General features: G+C 45.2%; 18 protein-coding genes. 8 read left to right on the top strand and 10 right to left on the bottom strand.

Going from position 1 to position 25,959, the window contains the following annotated elements; all coding sequences use genetic code 11:
- Position 1 precedes the first annotated feature (1 nt).
- Together panD and FXV77_RS12380 are read left to right on the top strand one after the other, a co-directional pair.
- The gene (panD, locus tag FXV77_RS12375; RefSeq protein WP_148919544.1) at positions 2-370 is read left to right on the top strand and encodes an aspartate 1-decarboxylase; all 369 of its coding nucleotides are present in this window, start codon (positions 2-4) and stop codon (positions 368-370) included.
- 113 nt (positions 371-483) lie between these two features.
- On the top strand, positions 484-876 hold the full coding sequence (locus FXV77_RS12380) for a group III truncated hemoglobin (protein ID WP_148919545.1): 393 nt from the start codon (positions 484-486) through the stop codon (positions 874-876).
- A gap of 17 nt (positions 877-893) precedes the next feature.
- Here FXV77_RS12380 and FXV77_RS12385 read toward each other — a convergent pair whose 3' ends face one another.
- Complete coding sequence (locus tag FXV77_RS12385; protein WP_187444120.1) at positions 894-2,276, bottom strand: M20/M25/M40 family metallo-hydrolase; 1,383 nt, start codon at positions 2,274-2,276, stop codon at positions 894-896.
- 46 nt (positions 2,277-2,322) lie between these two features.
- On the opposite strand from FXV77_RS12385, the gene FXV77_RS12390 reads away from it, so the two are divergent.
- Positions 2,323-2,628: a Smr/MutS family protein gene (locus FXV77_RS12390; protein WP_148919547.1), complete on the top strand. Its 306-nt coding sequence runs from the start codon at positions 2,323-2,325 to the stop codon at positions 2,626-2,628.
- On the opposite strand, the gene FXV77_RS12395 is transcribed toward FXV77_RS12390, so the two are convergent.
- A complete protein-coding gene (locus FXV77_RS12395) occupies positions 2,623-3,690 on the bottom strand; it encodes a major royal jelly family protein (protein ID WP_246162455.1) in 1,068 nt (355 codons plus the stop codon). The genes FXV77_RS12390 and FXV77_RS12395 overlap by 6 nt on opposite strands.
- A 218-nt stretch (positions 3,691-3,908) precedes the next feature.
- On the opposite strand from FXV77_RS12395, the gene hutH reads away from it, so the two are divergent.
- From hutH to hutG, 4 genes are read left to right on the top strand one after another with little or no spacing between them, the layout of a single operon-like run.
- The gene (hutH, locus tag FXV77_RS12400) at positions 3,909-5,480 is read left to right on the top strand and encodes a histidine ammonia-lyase (RefSeq protein WP_148919549.1); all 1,572 of its coding nucleotides are present in this window, start codon (positions 3,909-3,911) and stop codon (positions 5,478-5,480) included.
- Between the two features lie 2 nt (positions 5,481-5,482).
- A complete protein-coding gene (gene hutI / locus FXV77_RS12405) occupies positions 5,483-6,736 on the top strand; it encodes an imidazolonepropionase (RefSeq protein WP_148919550.1) in 1,254 nt (417 codons plus the stop codon).
- Positions 6,733-8,736 (top strand): urocanate hydratase, encoded by a 2,004-nt coding sequence (locus FXV77_RS12410; protein WP_148919551.1) that lies wholly within the window; start codon positions 6,733-6,735, stop codon positions 8,734-8,736. Before hutI ends, FXV77_RS12410 begins: the two co-directional genes overlap by 4 nt.
- 1 nt (position 8,737) lies before the next feature.
- Positions 8,738-9,697, top strand: coding sequence for a formimidoylglutamase (gene hutG, locus FXV77_RS12415; RefSeq protein ID WP_148919552.1), 960 nt, complete (start codon positions 8,738-8,740; stop codon positions 9,695-9,697).
- Positions 9,698-9,970: 273 nt separating this feature from the next.
- Here the strand turns inward: hutG and FXV77_RS12420 are convergent, their stop codons facing one another.
- Positions 9,971-10,972 carry a 3-keto-disaccharide hydrolase gene (locus tag FXV77_RS12420; protein WP_148919553.1) on the bottom strand — a complete coding sequence of 334 codons (1,002 nt, stop codon included), beginning with the start codon at positions 10,970-10,972 and terminating at the stop codon, positions 9,971-9,973.
- A gap of 83 nt (positions 10,973-11,055) precedes the next feature.
- Positions 11,056-11,286: a lipoprotein gene (locus tag FXV77_RS12425; RefSeq protein WP_148919554.1), complete on the bottom strand. Its 231-nt coding sequence runs from the start codon at positions 11,284-11,286 to the stop codon at positions 11,056-11,058.
- Between the two features lie 139 nt (positions 11,287-11,425).
- On the opposite strand from FXV77_RS12425, the gene FXV77_RS12430 reads away from it, so the two are divergent.
- Positions 11,426-12,460 carry a LacI family DNA-binding transcriptional regulator gene (locus tag FXV77_RS12430; RefSeq protein ID WP_148919555.1) on the top strand — a complete coding sequence of 345 codons (1,035 nt, stop codon included), beginning with the start codon at positions 11,426-11,428 and terminating at the stop codon, positions 12,458-12,460.
- Positions 12,461-12,519: 59 nt separating this feature from the next.
- Here the strand turns inward: FXV77_RS12430 and FXV77_RS12435 are convergent, their stop codons facing one another.
- From FXV77_RS12435 to FXV77_RS12460, 6 genes are all read right to left on the bottom strand, one after another.
- Positions 12,520-14,472: a RagB/SusD family nutrient uptake outer membrane protein gene (locus tag FXV77_RS12435; RefSeq protein WP_148919556.1), complete on the bottom strand. Its 1,953-nt coding sequence runs from the start codon at positions 14,470-14,472 to the stop codon at positions 12,520-12,522.
- Between the two features lie 15 nt (positions 14,473-14,487).
- The gene (locus FXV77_RS12440; RefSeq protein ID WP_148919646.1) at positions 14,488-17,544 is read right to left on the bottom strand and encodes a SusC/RagA family TonB-linked outer membrane protein; all 3,057 of its coding nucleotides are present in this window, start codon (positions 17,542-17,544) and stop codon (positions 14,488-14,490) included.
- A 235-nt stretch (positions 17,545-17,779) separates the two neighbouring features.
- Positions 17,780-20,437 (bottom strand): glycoside hydrolase family 3 C-terminal domain-containing protein, encoded by a 2,658-nt coding sequence (locus FXV77_RS12445; protein WP_148919557.1) that lies wholly within the window; start codon positions 20,435-20,437, stop codon positions 17,780-17,782.
- A gap of 117 nt (positions 20,438-20,554) precedes the next feature.
- Complete coding sequence (locus FXV77_RS12450) at positions 20,555-22,645, bottom strand: hypothetical protein (RefSeq protein WP_148919558.1); 2,091 nt, start codon at positions 22,643-22,645, stop codon at positions 20,555-20,557.
- Between the two features lie 49 nt (positions 22,646-22,694).
- Complete coding sequence (locus FXV77_RS12455; protein ID WP_222867787.1) at positions 22,695-24,563, bottom strand: sialate O-acetylesterase; 1,869 nt, start codon at positions 24,561-24,563, stop codon at positions 22,695-22,697.
- Positions 24,556-25,935, bottom strand: a complete 1,380-nt coding sequence (locus FXV77_RS12460) for a glycoside hydrolase family 43 protein (RefSeq protein WP_148919559.1) — start codon at positions 25,933-25,935, stop codon at positions 24,556-24,558. The genes FXV77_RS12455 and FXV77_RS12460 overlap by 8 nt, the downstream gene beginning before the upstream one ends.
- Between the last annotated feature and the right edge of the window lie 24 nt (positions 25,936-25,959).

Consider the following 25,959-nt stretch of genomic DNA (forward strand, 5'->3'; position numbering starts at 1 on the left):
TATGGAATTAACAATTTTAAAAGCAAAAATTCACACGGTTAAGGTGACAGAGGCAAATGTAGAATATAATGGTTCTATCACGATAGATGCAGATTTACTGGATGCAGCTGGCATCAAGAAATATGAACAAGTCTATATTAACAATGCTATCAGCGGCAGTCGCATCATGACCTATGTATTGCCAGGAAAAAGAGGTAGCGGAGAAGTTTGTATGAATGGAGGTGCAGCGCTTCACGCCAAAGTGGGTGATACGGTACACATTCTTTCTTTTGTGCAGCTATCGCCAGAAGAGGCGGATAATTACCAACCTACTCTTGTTTTCACAGAGGGCGAAAACAAAATAAAGTCGGTTGAAAAGTACGATTATTAGTAGGAATACATACCTAAAAGGTTGCACTATACCGACAAATGGTGCGCCTTTTGTGCGTTTCGTCATATTTTTTCTTCAATTTGTTGTTTAACTTTGCATTTAGGAGATAAGTCATGGCGAAAACAGATATACAAACGTTGGATGATATTAAGTTGATGGTCGATACCTTTTACGGTTGTGTACAACATGACGATCTTATCGGCCCTATCTTCAACGCCAAATTAGAAGGGCATTGGCCAGTTCATTTAGAAAAGATGTATACATTCTGGCAAACCATCTTATTGGATGAATATACTTACCAAGGTCGTCCGTTCCCTCCTCACGCACAATTGCCGATTGAAGCAGAGCACTTCGAACGTTGGTTACAGCTTTTTGATAAGACCGTAAACGATCTCTTCGAAGGTCCCGTAGCTGACGAGGCTAAAAGCCGGGGACGTAAAATGGCTGCATTGTTTCAGGTAAAACTTGATCATATACGCCAATCACCCTTTAAACCTTTACTTTAAATAACCTCCTCCCCTTTTTATGGCAACCGGTCTATCTGCTGATCAACCAGATATAGCAAAGAAGCAATAGCAGCCACCCCTGATTGTAATTCACGATGGTCTACCGCCTCAAAAACATCCTTAGCGGTGTGGTGTATATCGAAGTAACGATGTGGATCAGGACGAAAATTAAACATGATCGTATTCGGGAAATGCCGTCCCCATACACCAGAGTCCACACCCGGACTTCCTTGTAAAAAGCGTGATACCCAAAATTTTTGTTCAAAGAGCGGTTTCCAATGTTGTTGAATCCAATCGACCCGTTCCGCCGATGATTTGATATCAAATCCGCGCGGTGCAAAGCCTCCTGCATCACTTTCAATAGCGGCAATTATTTTTTCAGCTTTAGCTTTGGCTGTTTCACCATATTGTACAGCGCCATGCACACCATTTTCCTCATTCATATAAAACACCAATCGGATGGTATGTCTAGGCTTATAATCCAATTCCATTAACGTGCGGATCGCATCTAATGTTCCCATCGTACCCGTTCCATTATCATGCGCGCCCTCACCGACATCCCAAGAATCAATATGTCCACCTATTGTTATAATCTCATCCGGTTTCTCCGCCCCACGCCACTCGGCAATAACATTATGGGTAGTTACATTTCCTTTCCAAGTGGAATGGTTCGTGATATGAATATGTGTTTTAGGATCCTTCTTTAATGCATCTGAAAGTTTATTCGCGCCAACAGGCGATATAGCCAAAGCTGGGATACTATCAATCCCTTCGACATACTTTGTCCCTCCAGTATGTGGATAATCATCATCTGGAGACGATGACAACGATCGAAAAAGGTATGCTACCGCGCCTAGTTTAGCGGCCTCCGCCGGTCCTCGGCTACGTTGGCTGCTATTTAAGCCATATGCTATGCCCGTTTCCACCATAGATTCATCCCAAGATTTATTGACGAACACAACTTTTCCACTTACCTTATCTCCTTGTGCTCGCAATTCGCTCAATAACTCAACTTCTATAACTTCTGCTTCCAAACCGCCCGGCGGTGTCGCTACCGACCCCCCCAATGACAATACATTTAGCGATTCTTTTGTAGATATAATATAGGTTTCTTCTTTCTCCCCCCGATCCCAATAAGGCATCTGTACTTTCTGCAGGTAAACACGATCAAACGCTAACTCTTCCATAAGTGATTTAGACCATGTTACGGCTTCTTCCGCCTTCGCTGAACCCGCTATACGATGACCGATGTTCTTGGTTAGATAGCGCAAATTCTCGTAGGCCTTCCCTTTTTCGAAAGATGCTGTATATATACGTTCCATCATCAGTGAATCCTGTTGGGCAACCACGTTCCCTAAACCACAAACACCAAGAAGTAAAACCTTAAAAATTGCTTTCATGTACATTTGCTATTTATAATCCTAAAATAACCATTATTTTTGACATATGGCAAGGACATTACCGAAACCTCCAAACACGGTGGATCTACATACAGAAGCTTTCTTGGGCAACCTCGACATCTACGAGACCAATGAACTATTGGCGGAATCGCTGGAATTGATGCGGGAGATGCTCGACGCAGCTATCTATTGGGATTATACAGAAATCCGTTTTATCCACGGAAAAGGAAAGGGAATATTACGCCAAGCCGTTTATGAGGAATTAGCCTATTATAAACAGAACGGTGCTATTGCCAACTATCATCCCTCCTATCACAATGAAGATATCGTGGTCGTCCATATCGGTCTATAACACTTTTACACGATACACCTCGTAAGGATAAAAAACCTTATCTTCGCCGTTGTTCCATTGGGGCAAACGGTTCATTTGTGCACAAGAAAAATACAAATAACCATCGCTTCCCACGCCCAAAGAATCCGGCCAGATCAAACGGCTATCTTGCACTACGGTCTCTACTTTACCCTCGGGAGTATATCGTTTAATGCTATAATCCAAGGAAGAAGTCAAATAGATATTCCCTTTGACATCGGCTACCAGCCCATGGGTGATAGTCGTTTCTCCCAAGTCCTCTACCCTTGATTTCAATTCCTCCGCCGTTAATGACGCATCCGCAAGATAAATTGTTTCTATCCGATAAAGCTTGCTCGTATTGATCGGTTTAAAATAAAAATATGTATTATCCTTCGTCAACGCAATACCATTCACGTTGGAACGGAATGGATTGCCCTTGTCATCACGCATCTCCCGTCCTTCGTAGCTTAACACAACATCAGGATCAGCCGTTGTAAACGATGATTCTGCTAACAGTAATCTTGTCGCCCCCGTATTTAAATCCAATACCACAATACCCGCTTGGCCGGGATCCGAAAGGTAGGCCAGTTTTTTATCGGTATCCACGCGCACATCGTTTAATCCTGATTCCGCTTTATCCAAATCGTCAAAAGTATATTGTCGAACCACTTTGTTGTCCGCTAAGTCTATCTGTACCAATTTGAATTGCCCTTCCCGACTCTCCTCTGAACCGTCTTTTCCGAACACCGAACCCGCCGAAGAAGGTTTAGCGTCCAAAACCCATAATTGGTCCTCCGTATCCACATAAATGTCCTGTACATTTACAAAATGACTATCTGGTCTCCCATCTTCCGCATTCCAGCTTTTATCTGGGTAAGGTTTACGCTGGCCATTGATAATTTCAGATAACCCCATGGAATAAGGTTCTCGCCGCGGAAAGGACACGAACACCCGGTTATCACTTGAAACGCTTACCCCTATCGGTTGCGACTTTCCGAAAGAAGCAACAACCTCCAAACGCGGGTCTTTTATCTCTTGGGCAAACACAGGTAAACTTATCATTGTTAAATAAATAAAAATTAAATTTTTCGGCATAATATTTCTTTTTTGATATCGATATGTCTATAATTTTAAACAAGACAACACCTATTTAGTTTGTTTTTTGCAATTTGACGATTACGGTAAATCCAGTGTACGGTACCCGATTGCTGAATATAAATCAAATCCATTAAATTTGATTTTTAGCGAGGATGTTATCCTTCCATCCAAATATAAATGATATGATGAACAACTTCAAATATGGCATCGATGTTCTCCAGAGCTCCACGGCTCTACGCTTAGCGCGGGGGGAACAAAAAGGCTTCTTATCAGAGACCACCAAAGAAGCTGTGCTACGAAGCGCACGGTACGTTCGTGACATCGTAGCCTCGGGCGATACCGTATATGGTGTAAATACCGGATTTGGTCCGTTGTGTACAACGATTATAAATGCCAGTGACACGCAAAAACTACAAGAAAATATTTTGAAGAGCCATGCCGTGGGTGTAGGCAAACCTATTTCCCCCCTGCTTTCCAAACTCATGCTTGTGCTGAAGATCCATGCCCTGGCGAAGGGTTTCTCCGGTGTACAATGGCGTACCATGGAACGTATCCTGTGGCATATCGATCACGACATCATACCTATTGTGCCAGAACAAGGCTCTGTAGGTGCTTCAGGCGACCTTGCGCCTTTAGCCCATCTTTTCTTGCCTCTTATCGGACTGGGAAAGGTCTGGGTAGATGGCGAAATAAAAGATGCGACTTCGGTTCTGGCGGAACATCAGCTTTCTCCTATTACATTAGGAGCCAAAGAGGGTTTAGCACTTATTAATGGCACCCAGTTCATGGCCGCACACGCTGTAATGGCTGTAGCCGAACTGCATAATGCACTAGCAAATGCTGACCTGATAGCCGCCTTGATGCTCGAAGGATTAAACGCTTCCATCAAACCGTTTTTTACCGAGTTGCATGCTCTCCGTCCGCACCCGGGAAATCAGTTTGTTGCGAGTACGATTTATAATTTGCTCAACGGTTCCAAAATTGTCGAATCTCATAAAAACTGTTCGCGTGTACAAGATCCCTATTCGCTACGCTGTATCCCGCAAATCCACGGTGCATCCCGACAAGCCTGGCTACACCTTAGGGACGTTGTCGAAACAGAAATTAACGCCGTAACGGACAATCCCGTTATTATCAACGAAAACCTGACGATCAGCGGCGGTAGTTTTCACGGACAGCCCATCGCACTCCCCATGGATTACGCCACATTGGCTACCTCCGAAATAGGTAACGTATCGGATAGGCGCATATATCTTTCGCTGGAAGGGGATACTATTGGCGTGCCAAAATTATTGCTCCGATCAACCGGACTAAATTCCGGATTTATGATATTGCAATACACAACGGCTGCTTTGGCAAGCGAGAATAAGGGATTGTGTTTCCCAGCTAGTGCAGATAGTATTCCAACATCTCTCGGACAGGAAGACCATGTGAGCATGGGGTCAATCAGTGGGCGTAAACTGCGTCAAGTCATCCAAAACGTAAACTGTATCCTTAGCATCGAATTGATTTGTGCAGCTCAAGCATTCGATTTTCACCGTCCTTTACAATCGACCCCTATTATAGAGGCTATTCATCGAGAAGTCCGTAAACATATCCCACATATCGAGGCCGACCAACCTATGGAAGATATCCTATCCAAAGCGCAGGAGTTGGTCAGCTTAGGGGAGCTCGTCGCATTGGCTTTGCGGGTAGCAGAAGAACAAGGCGTCCCCTATTATGGTGATCATGTCGAACAATTCAATACATTTTGATTATGACAAAAAAACTAATCGGTCCGTTCACGCAATTATTGCCTTTGGCAAACTTGCCGTTACATGGCGCATTGGCTGATAATGTATTGGAAATTATCAAAAACGGCGGTATTGTTATAGAGCATAACCGCATCGTCGACGTTGGACCGTACGCTACTTTGCAGGAAAAATATAGTCCGACGATAACATTCGTCGAAATCGATACGCCGGCGGTATGTATGCCGAGTTATATTGATTGCCATACCCATATCGCCTTTGGCGGAAATCGGGCAAACGATTTTGCCCTACGCAATACAGGAGCCACGTACTTGGAAATAGCGGAAGCAGGTGGCGGTATTTGGAGTACGGTACAACACACGCGGGACGCTTCGATCGAAGAACTTACTGCACATATTATTGAACGGGTCAATGTCTTGATAAAGCAAGGTATTACCACCATTGAAGTCAAAAGCGGTTATGGTCTTTCGGTAGAACAAGAAGTCAAAACGCTACGCGCAATACAACAGGCGCAAAAACAAGTCCCTGCCGATTTAGTGCCTACCTGTCTTGCCGCCCACATGAAACCTTGGGATTTTGCAGAAGATGCCACTGCATATTTAGAAAAGATAGCGACTGAACTATTCCCTATCCTACGACAGGAGAACCTAACGAATAGAATCGATGCCTTCGTCGAAAAAAGTGCCTTTAGTGCAACCGAAATAAGACCATATCTCCGTAGCGCTAAGGAGCAGGGATTTGATATTACGGTACATGCCGACCAGTTTACATCATCGGGTTCTGTAATTGCAGTTGAATTTGGGGCTGTTAGTGCAGACCATCTGGAAGCGTCCACAGAAAACGAAATTCAAATACTCGCTAAGTCAGATACTGTCGCCGTAGCTTTGCCCGGTGCATCGTTGGGACTCGGCTGCGCATATACTCCCGCACGCCTTCTGCTGGACAAAGGAGCAATTCTAGCCATCGCAACCGATTGGAATCCCGGTTCAGCGCCTATGGGGCAGCTCATGATTCAGGCATCTATTTTAGCGGCTGCCGAAAAACTTAGCAATGCGGAAGTATTTACTGCCATTACCTCTCGAGCAGCAAAGGCTTTAAACTTATATGATAGAGGACAGTTACAACGTGGACAACTTGCAGATTTCAATATCTATGCGACCGCCAACTATCAAAACATCACCTATAAACAAGGGACACTCTTGCCACAACAAGTTTGGAAAAGCGGCGAGTTAATCTATACGAAAGGAGAGCAACCATGACATTTAAAGAAAAAATAACGCAAGGTATACCCATAGCGCTACCCCCTCAGGCGGTATACGATAGCACGATAAACCACGCTCCGAAACGCAAAGATATATTACAACCTGATGAGAAGAAACTCGCCGTTCGAAATGCGCTCCGTTATTTCCCGGCTACATGGCACGAAGAGCTAGCTTCGGAATTTCTGGAAGAACTCAACAACTATGGCCGTATCTATATGTACAGATTCCGTCCTAAATACACCATGCATGCACGTCCCATTGCGGAATATCCCGCAAAAAGCAAACAAGCTGCGGCTATTATGCTCATGATACAGAACAACCTTGACCCAGCCGTCGCTCAACATCCGCACGAATTGATTACTTACGGGGGAAATGGAGCCGTTTTTCAGAATTGGGCACAGTATTTACTGACGATGCAATATTTATCCCATATGACGGACGAACAGACGCTTCACGTCTACAGCGGACATCCGTTGGGACTATTTCCTTCTTCTAAAGATGCGCCGCGGGTGGTCGTCACCAACGGTATGATGATCCCCAATTATTCCAAGCCGGACGATTGGGAACGGTACAATGCGCTTGGTGTTACCCAATACGGGCAGATGACCGCCGGATCGTATATGTATATTGGCCCGCAAGGTATCGTCCATGGTACGACCATTACCGTCATGAACGCCTTCCGAAAACAGCTGCCTAAACATGAAAGTCCACGTGGCAAAATCTTCCTTACGTCGGGACTCGGTGGCATGAGTGGCGCCCAGCCCAAAGCCGGAAATATCGCGGAATGTATCACGGTATGTGCAGAAGTGAATCCAGCTGCGGCACATAAACGTCACCAACAAGGTTGGGTAGACCTCTTGATCGAGGATATGGCAAAGCTTATTAGTCGGGTAAGACAAGCCGTTAAGCAACAAGAGGTGATTTCAATTGCCTACATCGGGAATGTGGTTGATGTATGGGAAGCCTTTTGGGAAGCCAACATACACGTATCGGTAGGTTCAGACCAAACGTCTTTGCACAATCCCTGGGCGGGCGGTTATTATCCGGTAGGGTTTTCATTCGAAGAATCCAATACCCTCCTCGTCGAAAAACCCGAAGTTTTTAAAGAAGTGGTGCAACGTTCATTGATACGGCAAATAGACGCGATCAACAAGCACGTGTCTCGTGGAACTTACTTCTTCGATTATGGCAATGCGTTTCTTTTGGAGAGCAGCCGGGCAGGTGCTGACGTGATGGCTGCGGACGGTATCAACTTCCGCTATCCTTCTTATGTACAAGACATTTTAGGCCCCATGTGCTTTGATTACGGCTTTGGTCCTTTTCGATGGGTGTGTACCTCCGACCTGGCCAGCGACCTTCGTCAAACCGACACAATCGCTGTGGAGATATTAGAAGAGTTATTGACGTCAGCATACCCAGAAATCGAACAACAACTACAAGATAATATCCAATGGATACGGCAGGCGGAAACCAATCAACTTGTAGTCGGTTCACAGGCCCGCATACTTTATGCCGATGCTCTTGGGCGCATACGGATCGCCAAAGCATTCAATAAAGCTATTCGGGACGGACAAATTACAGCTCCCGTTGTCTTAGGACGTGATCACCATGATGTTAGTGGCACCGACTCTCCGTATCGCGAGACGAGCAATATCTATGATGGTAGTAAATTCACCGCAGATATGGCTATCCACAATGTTATCGGTGATAGTTTCCGAGGTGCTACGTGGGTCTCTATCCATAATGGTGGCGGTGTGGGCTGGGGCGAGGTTATCAATGGTGGATTCGGCATAGTTTTGGACGGCTCTCCGGAGGCCGATCGAAAACTGGAAAGTATGTTATTCTACGATGTTAACAATGGTATCGCACGCCGTGCATGGGCACGCAATAAAGAAGCTCGCCAAGCCATAGAAGTAGAGTTGAACCGAACAGGTTCACTGAAGGTGACGCTAGCAAACGAAGTAGATGACCGTATATTAAATCATATTTTCAAATAATATGTCGATCGCATTTCAAAACTATTATACAGCACCTTCACCTGATAATTGGACAGGAAGAGTGGACGGTTCTGACCGGGATCATCTCCGCTGGCATCAAGTTGTTGAATGTATACAGTTGAATAAAATCGAAAACTTACGTGACCGTTTCGTCCTGCTGGGTTATGCATGTGACGAAGGCGTGCAACGAAATTTAGGACGAGTCGGTGCTGCAAAAGCCCCGACAACGCTACGAAAAAGCTTATCGAACCTTCCTTTCCTTCCAGGACAACAAAAGGGTATGGTAGACGTTGGTGATATCCACTGTCAAGATAAGAACTTGGAAGCCTCGCAAGAAGCACTCGGCGAAGCGGTAGCTAACATCCGCAAGAAAGGTGGTTTTCCGATTGTACTCGGTGGCGGACATGAAGTTACCTTTGGCCATTATCTTGGCCTTCGGAAGGCAAACGACCAAAAAATCGGTATCATCAACTTCGATGCTCATTTTGACATTCGAGAACCGCAAAATAACGGAGCCTCTTCCGGCACGGGTTTTTATCAGATAGCACAGCGCGAAAAAAGCTTCCACTATCTTCCTATTGGAATACAGCAAATAAGCAACACACAAGCACTGTTCAACACCGCTCAGACCTATGGCGTAAATTGGATAGAAGCACAGGGTTTTGATGTTTCGAATCAAGAAACCATCCAAACCCAGATCACATCATTTATAAATCAGATCGATCAGCTATATGTTACCGTGGATATGGATGTATTTGCGGCACCTTATGCGCCCGGTGTGAGTGCGCCTGCCTATAACGGGATCATGCCTAACGCTTTCTTTATGAGCATATTTAAACATATCATCAGCTCTCCAAAATTCGTCAGTATTGATTTTGCCGAGTTAAATCCCGATTATGATATCGATAATCGCACCGCGAAATTGGTAGCTGATTTGGTTTTTAAAGTCGTTTCGCCCTAATCACGACGGGCCTCATTCTTTTTTATCCATACATGTTTATGTCAGTCGACGATAAAGGTTATTTTTAAGGGAGTCTAAATTATTTCCGGAATGAACAGCCTGATTTTATTAAAACCATAAGTCATTATCATTAAACAACTTATCCTATGTAAAAAAACGCATATGCAATTTAGGTAAATCGCATATGCGTTTTATAAGAATTGCATATGCATTTTCAACAAAACGCATATGCAATTTTTCAATAACCAACAGTATCTGTGTGAAAGAGGCTTACTATTTTCCCGGAATAACCGTAATCTTCCTAAATTCTACACCGGTGTGGTCGCCCTGTAAATAAATCGGCCCCGGCTCACCTTCTTGACTATCTAAAGCCCCTCCTGTAATACCGGGAATTTCCTGGTTGCTAATGATTGTTTTTCCATTTGCCACGATGGTTACCATACGTCCACGTAACGTGATCTCATAGGTATTCCACTCGTTTGGTCCTAACGTAGCGATCTCACTGGGTGATAGAAAACCATATACCCCACCGAAATACATGGATCCGGGATGTCTATCCTTTGGCGAGTCTTCGATTTGTACTTCATAACGGCCTCTCAAGTAGATGCCCGAATTTGCCCCTTCCTTATAACGAAATTCGGCAATCAGTTTGAAGTCATCGAATTTCTGTTCGCTGATCAAATTAGCTCCGGTTTCCTTGTTGATCAAAATACCATCTTCAACCACCCACTGGCTGTTATTGCCTGAAGTTGTCCAACCCGTTAGGTCTTTGCCATTGAATAATTCGATTGGCTCTCCCCATTGAATTTCACCTGTCCGAACAAGGTAAGGCGCTAACACGCCGGTAAATGAAAATGTATTCCCTTTATTGGAAGTAATCGTTCCCTTGATTTCTTCACCGATCAATTCTCCTTCAATGGTAAAATATCCATCCCCACCTTCCCATTGGGGCGGAATCTGAAAAGAAAACTTTCCTTCTTTGAGTTGAATAACCGAAATAGGACGAGCACTTCCTGCATCCGCTACAAACGATCCGACCAATACATTAAATCCCGACAGCTTCACTTCCAACCAAGATGGTGCTTCCTTACCTTCTTTATCGACTGTAATATCCCATCGGCCGATCAGTCCTTGGGCTTCTTCGGGCACCACCTGTGTAGCGGCATTATGTATTTCCTCTTTCTGTTTCTCTTCTGTTGTTCCGTTGTTACACGAAACCACACTGGCTGTCAATAAAAACAGCAGTGTGCTATAACCAACATACTTTTTTAGCATAACTTTAGTTTAGCGTTTTTTGAAGCCACTAATCTACAAAAAAATAATACGATATAATCCATTCTCAACGAAAGAGAAACGGATCATCTTCCAAAATGAAGCAATACGTCATGTTTGTAATGCCCTCTCCCCTTCTTCGCTTTTTTATATCTTTTCTTTTTCTGACCAGGAGCGTGTCGTTTGGCCGATTTGTCTCCATAGATTTTCTTTGCCTTACCCGGTGGCAAATGTCCGTGGGGATGTCGGTGCGAGTAACAAGAAGAAACCGTGAACAACAGTAATACGATCGTTAAAAATCCTAAAATTCTTTTCATATCCAATCTCTATTTTGCAAGTGCATACAAATTCTGAGCCAAAGCGACACTCATGGACGAAATAACCAGTTATTCCAGTCGAATCCCGGTTATATGGAAATAAATCGATAATTTAGCCAAAAACAATGAGTAGGTTATCATGGGTAAAGTCAATATAAAGTCTATTGCAGCGGCGCTCCATCTGTCTCCGGCAACGGTTTCCCGGGCATTAAATGATAGCTATGAAATTAAAGAGGAAACTAAACAGCGGGTTTTGGCCTATGCTGCAAAACATAATTACAGACCCAATCCATTTGCGAAGCACCTCAAAACTGGAAAAACCAACCTTATTGGCGTTGTCATTCCTTTCCTTTCCAGTCCATTCTTTTTAGAATTTATTGATGAGCTCTATAAACTCGCCATGGCACACCATTATACGTTGCTGCCCTTTCAAACCCAAAATAGTGAGAAAATAGAAAAAGAAGCGCTGGATTTTCTTATACGTCAGAATGTCGCCGGAATTATCATTTCACCCGCTTTTGAAAACTCCAATACAGCAGTATTAAGAGACATCCACCACCAACACTGTCCTGTCATTCTATTTGACCGCATACAGCATAATCTGGACACGTATAAGATCGGCATACATAATAGTTTAGAAACATTTAAAGTGACAGAAGAACTTATCAAGAAAGGACGTACTCAGATTGCTTTTCTATGTGGCAAAGATATTGGCAATACAAAAGACCGTCTTCGTGGTTATCAAAATGCGCTTCACAACTACGGCATTCCCTTTCGGAAGGAATATGTGATTGATGCCGACTATCAAGATCCGGCCGAAAATATTGATAGCGAATTGAAAGAAGTTTTCAAAAGGCTACAAGCAAGTGATCATATGCCTAATGCCATTGTGGGCGGCACAGACACACTATCGATTAAGATTTTGGGCGTATTGGCTGGTCTTCACCTCCGTGTTCCGGAGGACGTAGCCGTCATCGGTTTTACCAATACCGACTTAGCAGATTATTTAAATCCAGCGTTATCGACGATTCGACAGCCCACACAACAAATGGCACAACTTACGCTGGATCTATTGATTCCATTGATAGAAAAACAACAAAACAGGGAGAACATGGTTTATGAAAATTTTCTACTGGAGGCAACAACTAGCTATCGGAAATCAACAGATATTTAAAAACTCGTTCACCTTCAAGATTAGATGAACGAGTTTTAAAAAAATGTTTCTAGGTCGTATTAATTATATCCCGGATTCTGATACGCCGCTTTTTCCGCCGCACCCAGCTCCATCGCATCCATTTGACCTTGAGGGATAGGACGTAGGTAATGAAATGGCTGAATATCCCGCGTAAACGTGATAGGCGTATGATCCCCGATATTGGGTCCCGCAATCTGGTAAGTCTTCGAAAGTTCACCCCATTTCTGTGTTCTTACTAAGTCAAACCAGCGATAGCCTTCTCCAAAATATTCCCTTGAACGCTCATCGAGGATATAATCGATGGTTATATTGGCTGGCGTTGCTGCTACCATTTCCATGCTCAAGTCTTCAATTTTCTCCACGTTACCATTATTGTCCCAACGCCATACACCTGCTCGTGCTCTTAGGACGTTAATCAAATCGCGAGCGCCCTTACCCGCTTGAACCGATGCGCCTTTTACAGCCGCTTCTGCTGCAACAAAATACAGTTCCGAAAACTTCGCAATATTGAAAGGACGCGTACTTCCGCCATTGGGTTGACCTAATCCGTCACCATTATTGGTGCGGTATTGTCCTATCTTCCATAAGTTTGGATATTTCCTTCTGCTGATAGCGCTCGGCGCGATGACAAAATCTGCTCTACCCGGTAATACACCTGCTCCGATATTACTTTTGTACGTCGCATTGGAATAATCTACCGCTTGTGTTGGTTCTTCATCTAGGATGGTCAAGATGGCATCTCCAGGATGAACTTCTATGCCGTTGGCATTGTAAAGTACCGCATTAGGTACACCAGCTTTGTTCCAGTTACCGCGCCAGGTGGTTACAAATGTGCCGTCATATCGCGAATCGTTTGTTTTGTCTGCAAATGTGTTGATAATCGCATTTTGTGTTGGAGCCATACGTGTCCAAGGCCTGCCGTACGCTTGGGCTGCCTCACGCTGCACAGATCTCACGACGGAGGACCAATTTGCAGCTGTCGCGCTTTCCAAAAAAGTGTAGTCCCAGGTCACCATCCAAACGGAAAAGTTATCTGGCGCTCCACCACTTCCGTAGGAGTGACTCCCTCCGTTAAAATACTCACTATCTTCCGTATGGTCCGCGTAGAGCATAATTTCGCTATTCCGGTCGTTAGGGGCGTAGTTTACGTCATAATACGTTTCTTGCAAACCGTAATTTCCCGGGTTATCAATCCCCTCGACTGCAATATCGTAGGCCATTTGATAATAATATGGCGCGTCGTGACCATCGGGATCCGTGCGTGCCGTTTCTGGATGAGTCGGTATATCGTTGGGATTTTCCAACCACCAAGCATAGGTGAGATATGCTTTCGACAGATACAGACGGGCCAACGTCTTCGTTGCGCCTCCCGTGACGCGTCCAACATCAGGCAGGTCTTCAATTGCCTTCAATAGATCCGGAAAAACTGCTCGGGTATATACCTCCGGAACCGTGTTGCGAACCGATGTCCGGATGGTGGATGTATTGAACTTTAGTTCACCCGATCCCAAATCCAACGGAACGCCACCAAAAGACTGTACCAACATAAAATAGTCAAACCCCCTAAAAAAATAGGCTTCGGCGACGATGGCATCCGAAACGCCTTCTACTTCCACCGCATTTTCTATCACGCCGTTTGCGGTATTTATCGCGGGAAAAGCTTCGTTCCACAACACGTCTGATCGGCTGCTACTCGGTGTCAACGACCCCACTCCTGATAAGTCCGCATCTTTGAAATTCCCATCTGCTTGTTGTGCGTAGGTATATTCGTCTGTACCGGTCAAAGTAGCATTATAATAGTAACCATTTCCGTATATATTCCGTAAATGCCCATACAATGCGGTAATACCACCTAGTACACCTTTCTCCGTTTTAAAGAAATCCGGTGTAAATACACTTCTCGGCTCTTCCTCTAAAATTTTTGAACAACCGCCCAGTGTTAATGTCGCTATGATAACACCCGACACTATTTTTATATATGTATTTTTCATAACTACCTCCTCTTCTTAAAATGATACATTCAGTCCGATCATATAATTTCTGTTAGCCGGGGTGTTGGTCCCAATGACCATGAGCCTGCTTTGATAAGAAGCCACCGCTTGATTCTCATCTCCCCTCGAGTTAGGTTCGGGATCCATCCCAGACTCGCGATGATACGGAGAAAATAATACAAAAGGGTTTTGTACCGTTCCATAAATACGCAAGCCACCAATACCTGCCCGTTGCAACCAGCCTTCACGATTGAAATTATATCCCAGCGAAATCGTTCTTATTTTTAAGTAAGAGGCATCAAAATACCCCAGCGTGCTTCCATATTTCGGGTTATCTCCACTAGCTATCCCGCCCGGTTTCGGATATTTGGCATCGGTGTTTTCAGGGGTCCAATAATCGACTCGAACATTATTTCGACGTCCGCTCATCAGGTTTAAATAACTCGCAGAAGAATAGAGCGAACTGATTAATGTTCCACCGTTTTTAAATACTGCCACGAGACCTAGATCAAATCCTTTATAAGCCAATCGCGTATTAAATCCACCTTCAAAACGCGGATTAACATCTAGAATCTGGCGATCGTCGGCATTAATTTGGCGTACAGGCGCGCCATCGGCATCATACTCTCCGGTATATTTCACTTTGATCATACCCGGATTCCCGCCCGGCTCCAAGATATCCAAATAAGGATCACCCTCCTGCCACAGACCAACTTTTTCGTGGTCATAAATCACATCGATCGGATGCCCCACGAACCAGGCATTCCCCTCATCTCGGTCGCGGCCAGAAGAAAGCGCTAATAACTTGTTCCGGTTTAAATAGAAGTTAAACCCTGCTTCCCAAGTCAATCCTTCGGGGTTATCAAGAATCAAACCATCTAGCGAAAATTCAAAACCCTTGTTTTGTGTTTCGCCGATATTCCCCATATAGCTACCCACACCAGAAGATGCCGGTAATCCAACACTCAGCAGCAAATCTTTCGTATGCTGTGTATAGTATTCAAAAGTACCCCGTACTCTATTATTCAATAGCGCAAAGTCTACCCCGTAATTCCAAGTCTTGGTGTATTCCCAACCCAAGGCCGCATTCGGTAATTCGGACATATAATATCCCATAGCGAACTCGTCCGCGAAATTATAGGGTCTTGTTGAAAGCCTTCCTAAAGTTTTATAAGGTGCTACCGACTGATTAGAAGTTTGCCCAAATCCGGCACGGAATTTCAATAGATTCAACCAACTGACATCCGACAGAAACGATTCTCTTTTTGCGTTCCATCCAACAGAAATAGCTGGGTAGGCATGCCATTGATGTCCTGGTGCTAATCTTGATGAACCGTCCGTACGAATAGTGGCACTCACCATATATTTACCATCGTAATCATACATCACACGTCCCATCCACGACATTAATCCCGTTTTGTAATAATCCTGATCATCCGGATTGACCGTGATTTCACCCGTTGCATGTCCCAAATTGTAGAATTGGAACTTATCTTCCGGAATGTGTAAGGCCGAAACGAAAGAGCTATTGTAGTTTATTTGCTCTGCCGAGTACAGCCCGACCACATTAAGATTGTGTTTTTCAGCGAAGGTACGATCGTAGGTCAATAGGTTTTCTATCGTCCACTGTGTATGCAATGAATTGTTGATCGACGCCGTAGATGGATTATTAACCTCCGAACTAAAAACTCCTTCTCCCGTATAGGCACCACTGTTTGTTGTCCTAAAATTGAGACCAACATTCGCTCTATATTTCAATCCTTCTATACCAGGTATGTCTATTTCGCCAAAAAACGTATTATAAGAGCCAAAACCTTTCGCCATATCTACCCATTTATTTCCGAGGTTTTCTATGATGTCCTTCGAAAATACCCAATGATTATCCTGTGCCATCCGGACGATATCCTTGAAGGAACCGTCTTCATGATAAGGGTTTGCAATGGGTGTTGTACTTAAAGTCGTATAGACCCCTAGGTTATTTCCCCTATTGACCGAATAATTGTTATTCGTACTGAAACCCACACGTATCCGCTCTCCTATTTTTTGGTCCAAACTTCCCCGCAACGAAAAGCGATCGAAATTTTGTCCAGGCAAGACAGCTTCATCGCGGAAATAACCGGTACTAAAATTATAGATTGTTTTTTCCGTACCGCCCGAAACACTAAGATCCTGACTGGTCATGATCCCGTTTTTGTAAAGCAGATCCTGCCAGTCTACATCCACGTCATCGGATTCGTCTTCGCCGTTCTGATACAGGCCAGCAGCTTTTCTAAGTTCGACAAACTCAGGGCCATCCATCATCGGGTAACGCGAAAACAGCGTTTTCAGCCCTGTATAACTATTAAAAGTGACTCTTGCTTGTTGCCCACTATATCCTTTATGCGTTGTGACAAGGATTACCCCATTCGCGCCCCGTGAACCGTAAATAGCGGTCGCTGACGCATCCTTTAGGATATCGACACTTTTGATATCAATCGGATTGATGTCTCCGATAGATCCCGCAAATGGAATCCCGTCTAACACGACTAGGGGATCGTTACTGGCATTCAAAGAACGCGTACCCCGGATACGTATCTGCATAGCGGCTCCGGGTTTAGATGATGTTTGGGTCATTTGCACCCCTGCCACCCGGCCTTGCAAGGCCTGTGTAATATTCGCCGCCGGCACCTCGTTCATCTTCTCGCCACTGATGGAAGCCACCGATCCCGTTATCGCTTCTTTACGCTGTGTACCGTATCCAACGACGACGACTTCGTCCAGCTGCGCATCCGAACTTGACATCGTAATTTGGATATCTGTTTCATCGCCCAGCGTATATTCTTGTGTTGCAAAACCGACATATGAAAAGACGAGTACCGATCCCGAGCTTGCCGCCAAAGAGAACTGTCCGTTGTCTCCAGAGGAAGTGCTGTTCGTCGTCCCCTTAACGTGAACGGAAACACCTGCTAATGGATTTCCCGCTTCTGAGGTGATTCTCCCTTTAACTTCCGTTTCCTGCGCCCATACGTTATTTGCCAATAAAAAAAACAATACGAGCATAATACGATGCAGGGGAGTTTTTCTCCTGTTCATCTGAAATCGCTCGAGCGATAAAAAATCAGGTTTTGTTATCATGTTAAGTTTAAAATTTAGTATAAAATTTGTTGCATTCTTTCTTTATACAACCGGTTGCACTTCTCCCATAAAATATCGGAACTGTAATAGAATTATCTTGGTTGCTCATGCAATATTAGGACTATGCACAAATGATCACATTCGTGCATGTAACATAAACGTTTCAATTGGTTACATGATGCGTTGATGTTCTCTAATCCATGATTTTGAGTGTTAAAGTTTCCAATCCCCGATCGGTCGAAGTCCCTCCATAACGAACCGTATATACACCAGATTTTCGCTGTAAAGCACCTGTACGTTCATCATAAAAATGAAAAGCCTCGGGTTCAATTTCTACATCCACCATTTTCGTCTCGCCTGCTTTGAGCGCAACCCGCGCGAAGGCACGTAACGATTTAATTGGAGCGAGCACATCGTTATTCCGTGACACATAAACTTGCACGACCTCTTCGCCGTCTATTTTTGAAGTATTAGTCACCGGAATCGACAACTGTACCGGACTATTGCCATCTATCGTGGATTGCGGTAACCGTACATCTCCATAGGAAAAAGTGGCATAACTCAATCCATGGCCAAATGCATACAATGGATCTTCCTTCATATACCGATATGTGCGGCCCTGCATATCGTAATTTTCAAATCCCTGACGTGTCTTGTCCCCCGTTTGCGCTAAAGCGCCGTCCAACTGGGCTAAGGATTTATAAAAAGTTATCGGCAACCGGCCAGCGGGATTGTAATCTCCAAAGAGTACATCCGCAACGGCCGTTCCGGCCTGCTCTCCGCCATACCAAGCACAAAGCAGTGCATCATAATTTTTTTCATCCTGCTCGAGTGCAAGAGCGCTTCCGGTACATAGGACAAAGATGACCGGCTTTTCGGTTTGGCGTAATGCCGCCAACAGATCGCGTTGAACCTTCGGCAAGTCAATTGAAGTTCTATCGCCTCCTTTGAAACCCTCGGCATCCACAAACATTTCTTCCCCTTCCAATTGTGGAGACAAACCGCCGACGTAAACAATAGCATCAACCCCTTTCAAACGTTCCGTTAAATCCGTAAAATCGGCTTTTTCCTTTTTAAAGACAGAGAACCCCATGGTCAGAATACTTCCTTTTTGACGGTGTTCGAATACCACCGGATACGCTTTTCCCTTCTCCACCTGGACGGCATATTCAGCGCCACGAACCGCCTCACGACCAACCATCTTACCGATTTCCTTACCGTCAAAAGTCACTATGTAGCCATCATTGGCATGGGCTTTAAAAACAACTTCGCCTGTGTAAGGGGCTACGAAAACGCCTGAAATACGTGTAGATGTGTTTTCTAGATGGACATCCTGCGCCAAAGCAGTACCGCCACGGTTGGAATACTCGATCCCTAAACGATTGGTTACTGTACGAACGGGTTCTCCTTCTAAGGCGTTGTTATTAAAAAACTCAACTTGCAAACCACGCTCACCATCTTCCTCCGTTAAGAACAATTCGTACAAGGAATGCCTCACCCATGGGTCGACAAGATCACTGCCTTTTTCGTAGATGATCTCTGCATTTGGTGCTTTCCTTCGGATGCCCTCTAAAATTGTAACGGTAGATCTCGGCGTACCGTTATAATTCCCCCATAACATCATACTGTCCGCCGCATTAGCTCCCACCACTGCAATCCGTTTACTATCTTTACGCAAAGGAAGGGTCTGGTTCTCGTTCTTTAATAGCGTCATGGACTGACGGGCCACATCCAATGCCTGCTGCCTATGCTTGTCGGAGGCTACAATGTCATAAGATAATTGACTCCATGGTACACGGTCTTCCGGATCGAACATGCCCAGTTCAAACCAACCACGAAGTACACGCCCCAAAGAGACGTTAATTTGTTCTTCCGTGATCAGTCCTTCCTTTACCGACGCCAGTAAATGCTCATAAGACTGTCCGCATTCCAGATCGGTCGATGTCAATACCGCATTGGCTACAGCTTCCGCTGGTGTATCGTGCGATTCATGATGACCTTTCTTGTAAAAGTCGTCAATGGCCCAGCAATCCGATACCACCATCCCCTCGAATCCCCATTTATTGCGGAGAATATCCATCATCAACCGGTCACTTCCGCAACAGGGCTGTCCTTCAAAGGCATTGTAAGCACACATCACTTCCTGCACATTTCCTTCTTGTACCAACGCCTTAAATGCAGGCAAATAGGTTTCCCAAAGATCACGATCGGAAACCACAGCATTATACGAATGTCTGTTCCATTCTGGACCACTATGTACAGCATAATGTTTAGCGCAGGCATGCGTTTTAAAATACCGATCATCGTCCCCTTGCAAACCTTTTACCGCCGCTAACCCTAAACGGGTCGTCAGATGGGGATCTTCTCCATATGTTTCTTGCCCGCGCCCCCATCTTGGGTCTCTAAAGATGTTGATGTTCGGTGTCCAGAATGATAGACCATAGTACCGACCACGTTCGTTTTGCCGAACCGCCTCGTTGTATTTCGCACGGGCTTCGTCCGAGATGATTTCAAAAGTCTTCAAATGATTTTGATCGTCCCAGGTAGCAGCCATACCGATAGCTTGCGGAAACACCGTCGCTGTTCCCGAACGTGCCACGCCGTGCAAAGCTTCGTTCCACCAATCATACGCCGGAATATCCAATCGTGGTACAGGCTTCGAACTGTTCATCATCAATCCGATTTTTTCTTCCAAGGTCAATAACCCTATCAAATTATCGATCCGTTCTTCAAGCGGTAAATCGGGGTTTCTAAACGGGTAACGATCTTCTTTGAGATGTTCATTCACTGTAAAAGCCATCAAGATGAGCAGTAAAAGTCCGCCCGTCAAGTAAAAAAATTTGCTCTTCATATCATTTATATTAGATTTTCTAATGTATTCTGCACGTTAAATTAGTCCCCAAAATTGCACACCGTTTTATCCCTGTACCATATGCACGGTAGACTAACGAATAGGTTGATGATGTCTTTACTCCGAATCAAACACCACACGGTGTGTTTTCACGACTCCCTTGTAATCAAATTTCACCAACGCTACACCTTGAGCAGATTCTGCTTGGTCAACACGGATTTGCACATCCGGATTATCCGCCGTTGCCGAGATCTTAGGTGTCTCCGTTGTGCCCGAAGGCAGTTTATAGCTCGTTTCGTATAGATCATACCCGACAATACCATTCGCATTCGTTGATCGAACAGGCGCGTCAGACAGGTCGATTTCCCTACCGTTAACCGCAATGCTGACCGTCGGAACGATCGGACGGGTGATTTCCTTTTTATGGGAACTGAAACCGATACCCGCTAAATCAAAAAGCGCTTCCGATCCATCGCCTTCCACCACCAAAAAGATGGCGTGCTTTTTCTCTAAATGGTCTACAAACTTGGCAACGTCTATCGTGAATTTTGTCTCCTGCTCTTCAGCTCCAGCAGGAACGGTAATCTCTCCGATCTTTTTCCCTTTCCAAGTATCGTTATCCCATGGTCCGTCCAGCCAAACATTCACCTTAAACGTTTTCGCTGTTTTGGGTGTAAGAAATACATTGAAGGCCGTTTCATTACCTTTTTTTGTTCCTTCAAAGGCTTTTAATCCCTTTTTATCCTGATCAAGTCCACCAAAACCAAAATATTTATACCCGATAATATGACCATCTTTTACCTTTGTAATCGGCATATGGTTATCCCAGATATCCCAAGAGTCTTGCATCGTGCTTACATCGGAAAGGTAGCAAGCGTAGCCCGCCGAGTAATACTGATAAGGATCCAAGCCATACACGTGAAAACCTTCTGAGGTCACCTCTGCTCCCGTATATTCCCTTCCCTGGCTATCTTCGGCTGTCCATGTGTTATCCGCAGCATACGGATCGTACGCACGAATGCGCACCGTACCCCCTTGGGCTACCGGTTTTTCGTCCCAATCTATGGTTACGGCGGCTACCACCGCTTGGCGTGCAAAACCAAAATTTCGCGGAGGCCTGTGGTAAAAAGCATACCATTGTCCATTAATTTCTTCGATACTCCCATGCGTGTTGTGTCCGCCATTGGTAGTCACCAAAGCACTACCGTCCTGATTCAGCACCGGCCCGCGTGAATCAACCAACACACCGCCACTTTTCCATGGCCCCAAAGGAGAGTCACCTACGAGATACCTTAGGGTAGAGTTAGAGCTACCGATACCATACTCCGGGCCAGAGTATCCGCTATAGACCGAAACGTACTTATTACCAACCTTACGAATCGAAGACGCCTCAAAAAAGTTGAACGAGCCTAAGTCTTCCTCCGGTAAGATATTCGGATATTCCGTTCCTTCTGGATCACGCAACTGGCCATATCGGGCACTTGCCGGTATAAAATAATTGATAACCTCCGTGCCCGGTCTAACCGAATACATCGTGTTTTGGTCTAACTGAGCCGCTAAGGACCTTTGGAAACCCCAATAAGCGTATGCTCTAAATCCAATTTCAAAATCTGGGTCATTCGGATCCGTAATGTATTCGACGTACACAGCCGGATCAAAACCAATCATACTACCAGACGCCGTACGTCTGCCATCTTCCGTTAAGTTGACGGGCGTAAAAGGTCCTTCGGGCCGGCTCCCTTTTGCTACCATAGCTTCGCGGTTCTCTCCTCGGCTGTGTGGATACAAATAATATTCCTTTGTGCCATCCTTTCGTTTTACCTCTACGAGATCCGGTGCATACATCACATCCCATTGCCCGTCAATTTCATAGGTAAAAATTGCGCCTTCATCTCGCCAGCTGGAGAGGTCCTCCACAGGTGCCGACCACATTCGAATATCTGGTCCACAGTAACTTGTTAATCTCAAATCGTGCGAGCCAATAATATATGCCCGGTATTTTCCGGGATTATCGGGATCTTCAAATACCCGAGGTTCTCCATCCGGTATATGCTCCCAAAGAGGTAAATAAGGATTTCCTGCCGCTTGATGAATAAATTTCTGCTGAGACGTTGTTCCTTGCGTGGCATATTCCTGCCCTTGTACCCCCGTTACCGAAAACAACGTCGCAGCAACGACGGATAACACGATTTGCTTTTTCTTAAACATAATTTAAAATCTCTTATAAATGTACTTCTATATAAATTCTTTCTATCTTCTACCAATCGTCTGTGCGGAATGGAGATACTAACAACCCTTCTTTATTTTCCAGATTGGCGTCTTCCGGATTATTGCTCCACCCGTACCGGGCGGCTACCGGCTTTTTCACCTGTTCACTATGAACCACAACTGTACGACCTTTGATAACGGCCTCTGCCCAGACAAATTTTTTATCCTCCCCCGCTATCGCAAAATGCCGCAACGTCCCTCCTCTACTTCGTAATCCTCCACCAATCTCCGTGAAGTACAACACAATCTCGTCGCCTTCTATTTTCATATCCTGATATATAGGTCCCGAGCTAATTAACTTCTCTCCGTAAGATACCTTCCGAGCACCTAAAAATAGTCGATGGGCAATATCCTTTTTGTTCAAAGGATGAATGTCATTCCATTCGCCCACATCGTATGCCACCGCTAATGCCGTGTTCGGTACTTCCTGTGTCGCTTTAAGCTGTGCTTCGCGTATTTCTGCCCAGCCACTTTCCTGCGGTTCGTCGGATTTTTCTAAGTAATTGGGTAGCTGTACAATCAAAAATGGCAATTCAGGAGCTTGATACAGTTTCCTCCAATTGCGAATCAACGATTCCAGATACGTTTGGTAATATTGTGGGCGACCGGCATTGGTCTCTCCCTGATACCAAATCGCTCCTCGCACCCGGTAGTTCCGGATAGGGTAAATCATACCGTTGTATAATCCCGATCCAGCCGCTTTCAAATTACGAAGACGGTTTTTATAACGGTTAATTTCGTCTAGGTCTAACCCAACTTTATACCTCCATGCTCCTGTCAGATCTACTTCCATATCGTCTCCAATAAGCTTATAAGGCTTGTCTTCTACGAAACCGCCATTTCCATTCTTCGCCGTCAGTTGTACCGTGATGTTATTTTTTCCAGCGCGCAACACACCTGCCGGAATATCGTACTCCCGAGGAGGATACTGGTACGGAGTCGACCCCACAAAATGACCATTTACAAAGACCGAATCACTGTCGATCAGCATCCCCAGATGCAGCTTCGCATGTCGCCCATCCATGGAAGGCGGGATCTCAAAATCCCGACGGTAATATACGACACCTTTGGTGTCTAATCCTTGTGTACGCCAAAGCCCGGGTACAGTCGTCGTTTGCCAGTCCGTATCTTTCCAATCGGGCGTATTCCATTTTCCCGCTCCCCAATCGGTTCCTACGATCTTTAAACTATCGATAGCCGCTTGATCAATCAACAAATCCGGAAATTCCTTTAGATGCTCCTGGCTAATCCAGCTTTCGATAGCGGAGCCCCCCAAACTAGAAACCAGCATCCCCACAGGTACATTCGTATGACGATACGCCTCCTGCGCATAAAAATAAGCTAAAGCGGTCCAGTTCATCACTTCCGATGCTACGGCTGAATGCCACTTTCCGCCCCTAGGAATGTCTTCCTGTACCGATTCGGCCGTGTTTTGGGTCGGCACTTTAAAATGGCGGATCATGTGATTATTGGATACGTCTATCTCCGGGTAGCGGTCGGTCAGGCGCGCAATCGGCGTTTCCATATTGGATTGCCCGGAGGCCAGCCACACATCGCCAATCAGGATATCGCGGATCACGATTTCGTTGACCTCCATGATGTATGGCCCTCCTGCCGCTTGCGGTGGCAACTGCACTGCCCATTTACCATCTAGGCCAGCCTCGGTATAATAATGCTTCCCCAGAAAGCGGACGGTTACTTTTTCGCCTACATCGCCCCACCCCCAGATGTCGAGGATAATATTGCGTTGCAAAACCATCTTGTCGCTGATGAGCTCGGGTAAACGTATCTTGGCGAATGCGCCTGATCCTCCAAAAAAACATAAAAAAAAGGTCAGTTGAAAAAACAGCTTAGCCATTCTGATTTTCTTTAGAAAACATCCAATAATCAAAATACATGATCACTCCTGGTTTATCCTTCGCTTTGAAAACAAAGTATACGTCGTGCTTCCCCGAAACCTTAGGAATATCACGTGATACCAACGTCCATCTATTATCTCCTCCCGTTCGTGGCACATCTATAGTTGCCAATAACCGCCCATCTATTCCGTCCAGACGTACTTCCATGGCGACATCCGTATTATGAGTCGTGCCAACTCGAGCCGTAAATTTAGAAGCTCCCGCCGCGAAATCTACTTCTTTTACGCTCGTGTACGCACCGTCTTGCATCGCCTGTACAAACACGCCAACTTCCGCATTTTGCTTTCCTTTGACGTGTTCAGACCAAGCGATCGTCTCTGCTTCCACCTTCTGGTACGGATTCAACGGTTTCAGCTGTTCGGTAATCCCCTGCGTCATTTTTAAGGGTTTGATCCCACCCTGTTCGGTAAATTCTACTTCTTCCACCGCGACAGAACGTGTAAAACCGCTGCCACCCGGTAGTGCACCATTGTGATAAAATAGATACGTCTTCGCTTTAAAATCGACAATTCCTGGATGGTTCGTAAAGCTGCGTCCTTCCGTTGGCATTAACGTTCCGCCATACTTCCACGGACCGACCGGCGATTCACTGGTCGAATAACCGAGGTGTTCTGGTATAGGCCCACCGCCCCATAATAGATAATATAACCCTTCTCTTTTATATAACCATGGGGCTTCCTCATATAACGTCGGCCTCTTTTCCACGTTTCCTTCTCGCGCACCGAACGCCTCCGAAGCCATGGGAATCTCTGTAATTTTACCGCTCAGCGAAATCATATCTTCGTTCAGCTTCACATGATACAGAAAAGGATTTCCCCAATACAGGTGAGCCTGTCCGTCATCGTCTATAAACACGGTCGGATCAATGTCTCCTTCCTTCGTCTGCACCAACGGATGCCCCAGCGGATCATAAAACGGCCCAAAAGGACTGTCTGCGACCGCTACGCCGATCGCCGGTCGATTGTTGATGGCAGAGGTTATCGGCGCATATAGATAGAACTTACCGTCCCGCTCAATCACCTGAATGGCCCAGGCATCTCCTTTTGCCCAATGGAATGTTTTGTATGAAGCGACAGCACCATGATCCGTCCAATTGATCATATCCTCCGTCGTATAGAGCTTCCAATCGTCCATGACAAACCAAGTCGAATTATCTTCGTCATGGCTGGTATACAGATACATCCTGTCGTTGTAAACCATAGGTGCCGGATCGGCCGTGTACATGGTTTGTACAATCGGGTTTTGTGCTAAAGATAATGCTGGTCCAAATAAAGCAGCCGATAGTCCAAAAACAATGTTACCTAACTTCATATCCTATTTATTTTTATACTTTGG

The sequence above is a fragment of the Sphingobacterium phlebotomi genome, from assembly GCF_008180195.1.
GTDB lineage: Bacteria > Bacteroidota > Bacteroidia > Sphingobacteriales > Sphingobacteriaceae > Sphingobacterium > Sphingobacterium phlebotomi.

What these genes read in the sequence shown, in the direction of transcription:
- FXV77_RS12430 (WP_148919555.1), top strand. Translation starts at nt 11,426, where the DNA reads ATGGGTAAAGTCAATATAAAGTCTATTGCAGCGGCGCTCCATCTGTCT.
- FXV77_RS12460 (WP_148919559.1), bottom strand. Translation starts at nt 25,935, where the DNA reads ATGAAGTTAGGTAACATTGTTTTTGGACTATCGGCTGCTTTATTTGGA.
- FXV77_RS12440 (WP_148919646.1), bottom strand. Translation starts at nt 17,544, where the DNA reads ATGAACAGGAGAAAAACTCCCCTGCATCGTATTATGCTCGTATTGTTT.
- FXV77_RS12395 (WP_246162455.1), bottom strand. Translation starts at nt 3,690, where the DNA reads ATGATAAGTTTACCTGTGTTTGCCCAAGAGATAAAAGACCCGCGTTTG.
- FXV77_RS12450 (WP_148919558.1), bottom strand. Translation starts at nt 22,645, where the DNA reads ATGTTTAAGAAAAAGCAAATCGTGTTATCCGTCGTTGCTGCGACGTTG.
- FXV77_RS12425 (WP_148919554.1), bottom strand. Translation starts at nt 11,286, where the DNA reads ATGAAAAGAATTTTAGGATTTTTAACGATCGTATTACTGTTGTTCACG.
- hutG (WP_148919552.1), top strand. Translation starts at nt 8,738, where the DNA reads ATGTCGATCGCATTTCAAAACTATTATACAGCACCTTCACCTGATAAT.
- FXV77_RS12380 (WP_148919545.1), top strand. Translation starts at nt 484, where the DNA reads ATGGCGAAAACAGATATACAAACGTTGGATGATATTAAGTTGATGGTC.
- FXV77_RS12455 (WP_222867787.1), bottom strand. Translation starts at nt 24,563, where the DNA reads ATGGCTAAGCTGTTTTTTCAACTGACCTTTTTTTTATGTTTTTTTGGA.
- FXV77_RS12410 (WP_148919551.1), top strand. Translation starts at nt 6,733, where the DNA reads ATGACATTTAAAGAAAAAATAACGCAAGGTATACCCATAGCGCTACCC.
- FXV77_RS12420 (WP_148919553.1), bottom strand. Translation starts at nt 10,972, where the DNA reads ATGCTAAAAAAGTATGTTGGTTATAGCACACTGCTGTTTTTATTGACA.
- FXV77_RS12445 (WP_148919557.1), bottom strand. Translation starts at nt 20,437, where the DNA reads ATGAAGAGCAAATTTTTTTACTTGACGGGCGGACTTTTACTGCTCATC.
- FXV77_RS12385 (WP_187444120.1), bottom strand. Translation starts at nt 2,276, where the DNA reads ATGAAAGCAATTTTTAAGGTTTTACTTCTTGGTGTTTGTGGTTTAGGG.
- FXV77_RS12435 (WP_148919556.1), bottom strand. Translation starts at nt 14,472, where the DNA reads ATGAAAAATACATATATAAAAATAGTGTCGGGTGTTATCATAGCGACA.
- FXV77_RS12390 (WP_148919547.1), top strand. Translation starts at nt 2,323, where the DNA reads ATGGCAAGGACATTACCGAAACCTCCAAACACGGTGGATCTACATACA.
- hutH (WP_148919549.1), top strand. Translation starts at nt 3,909, where the DNA reads ATGATGAACAACTTCAAATATGGCATCGATGTTCTCCAGAGCTCCACG.
- hutI (WP_148919550.1), top strand. Translation starts at nt 5,483, where the DNA reads ATGACAAAAAAACTAATCGGTCCGTTCACGCAATTATTGCCTTTGGCA.
- panD (WP_148919544.1), top strand. Translation starts at nt 2, where the DNA reads ATGGAATTAACAATTTTAAAAGCAAAAATTCACACGGTTAAGGTGACA.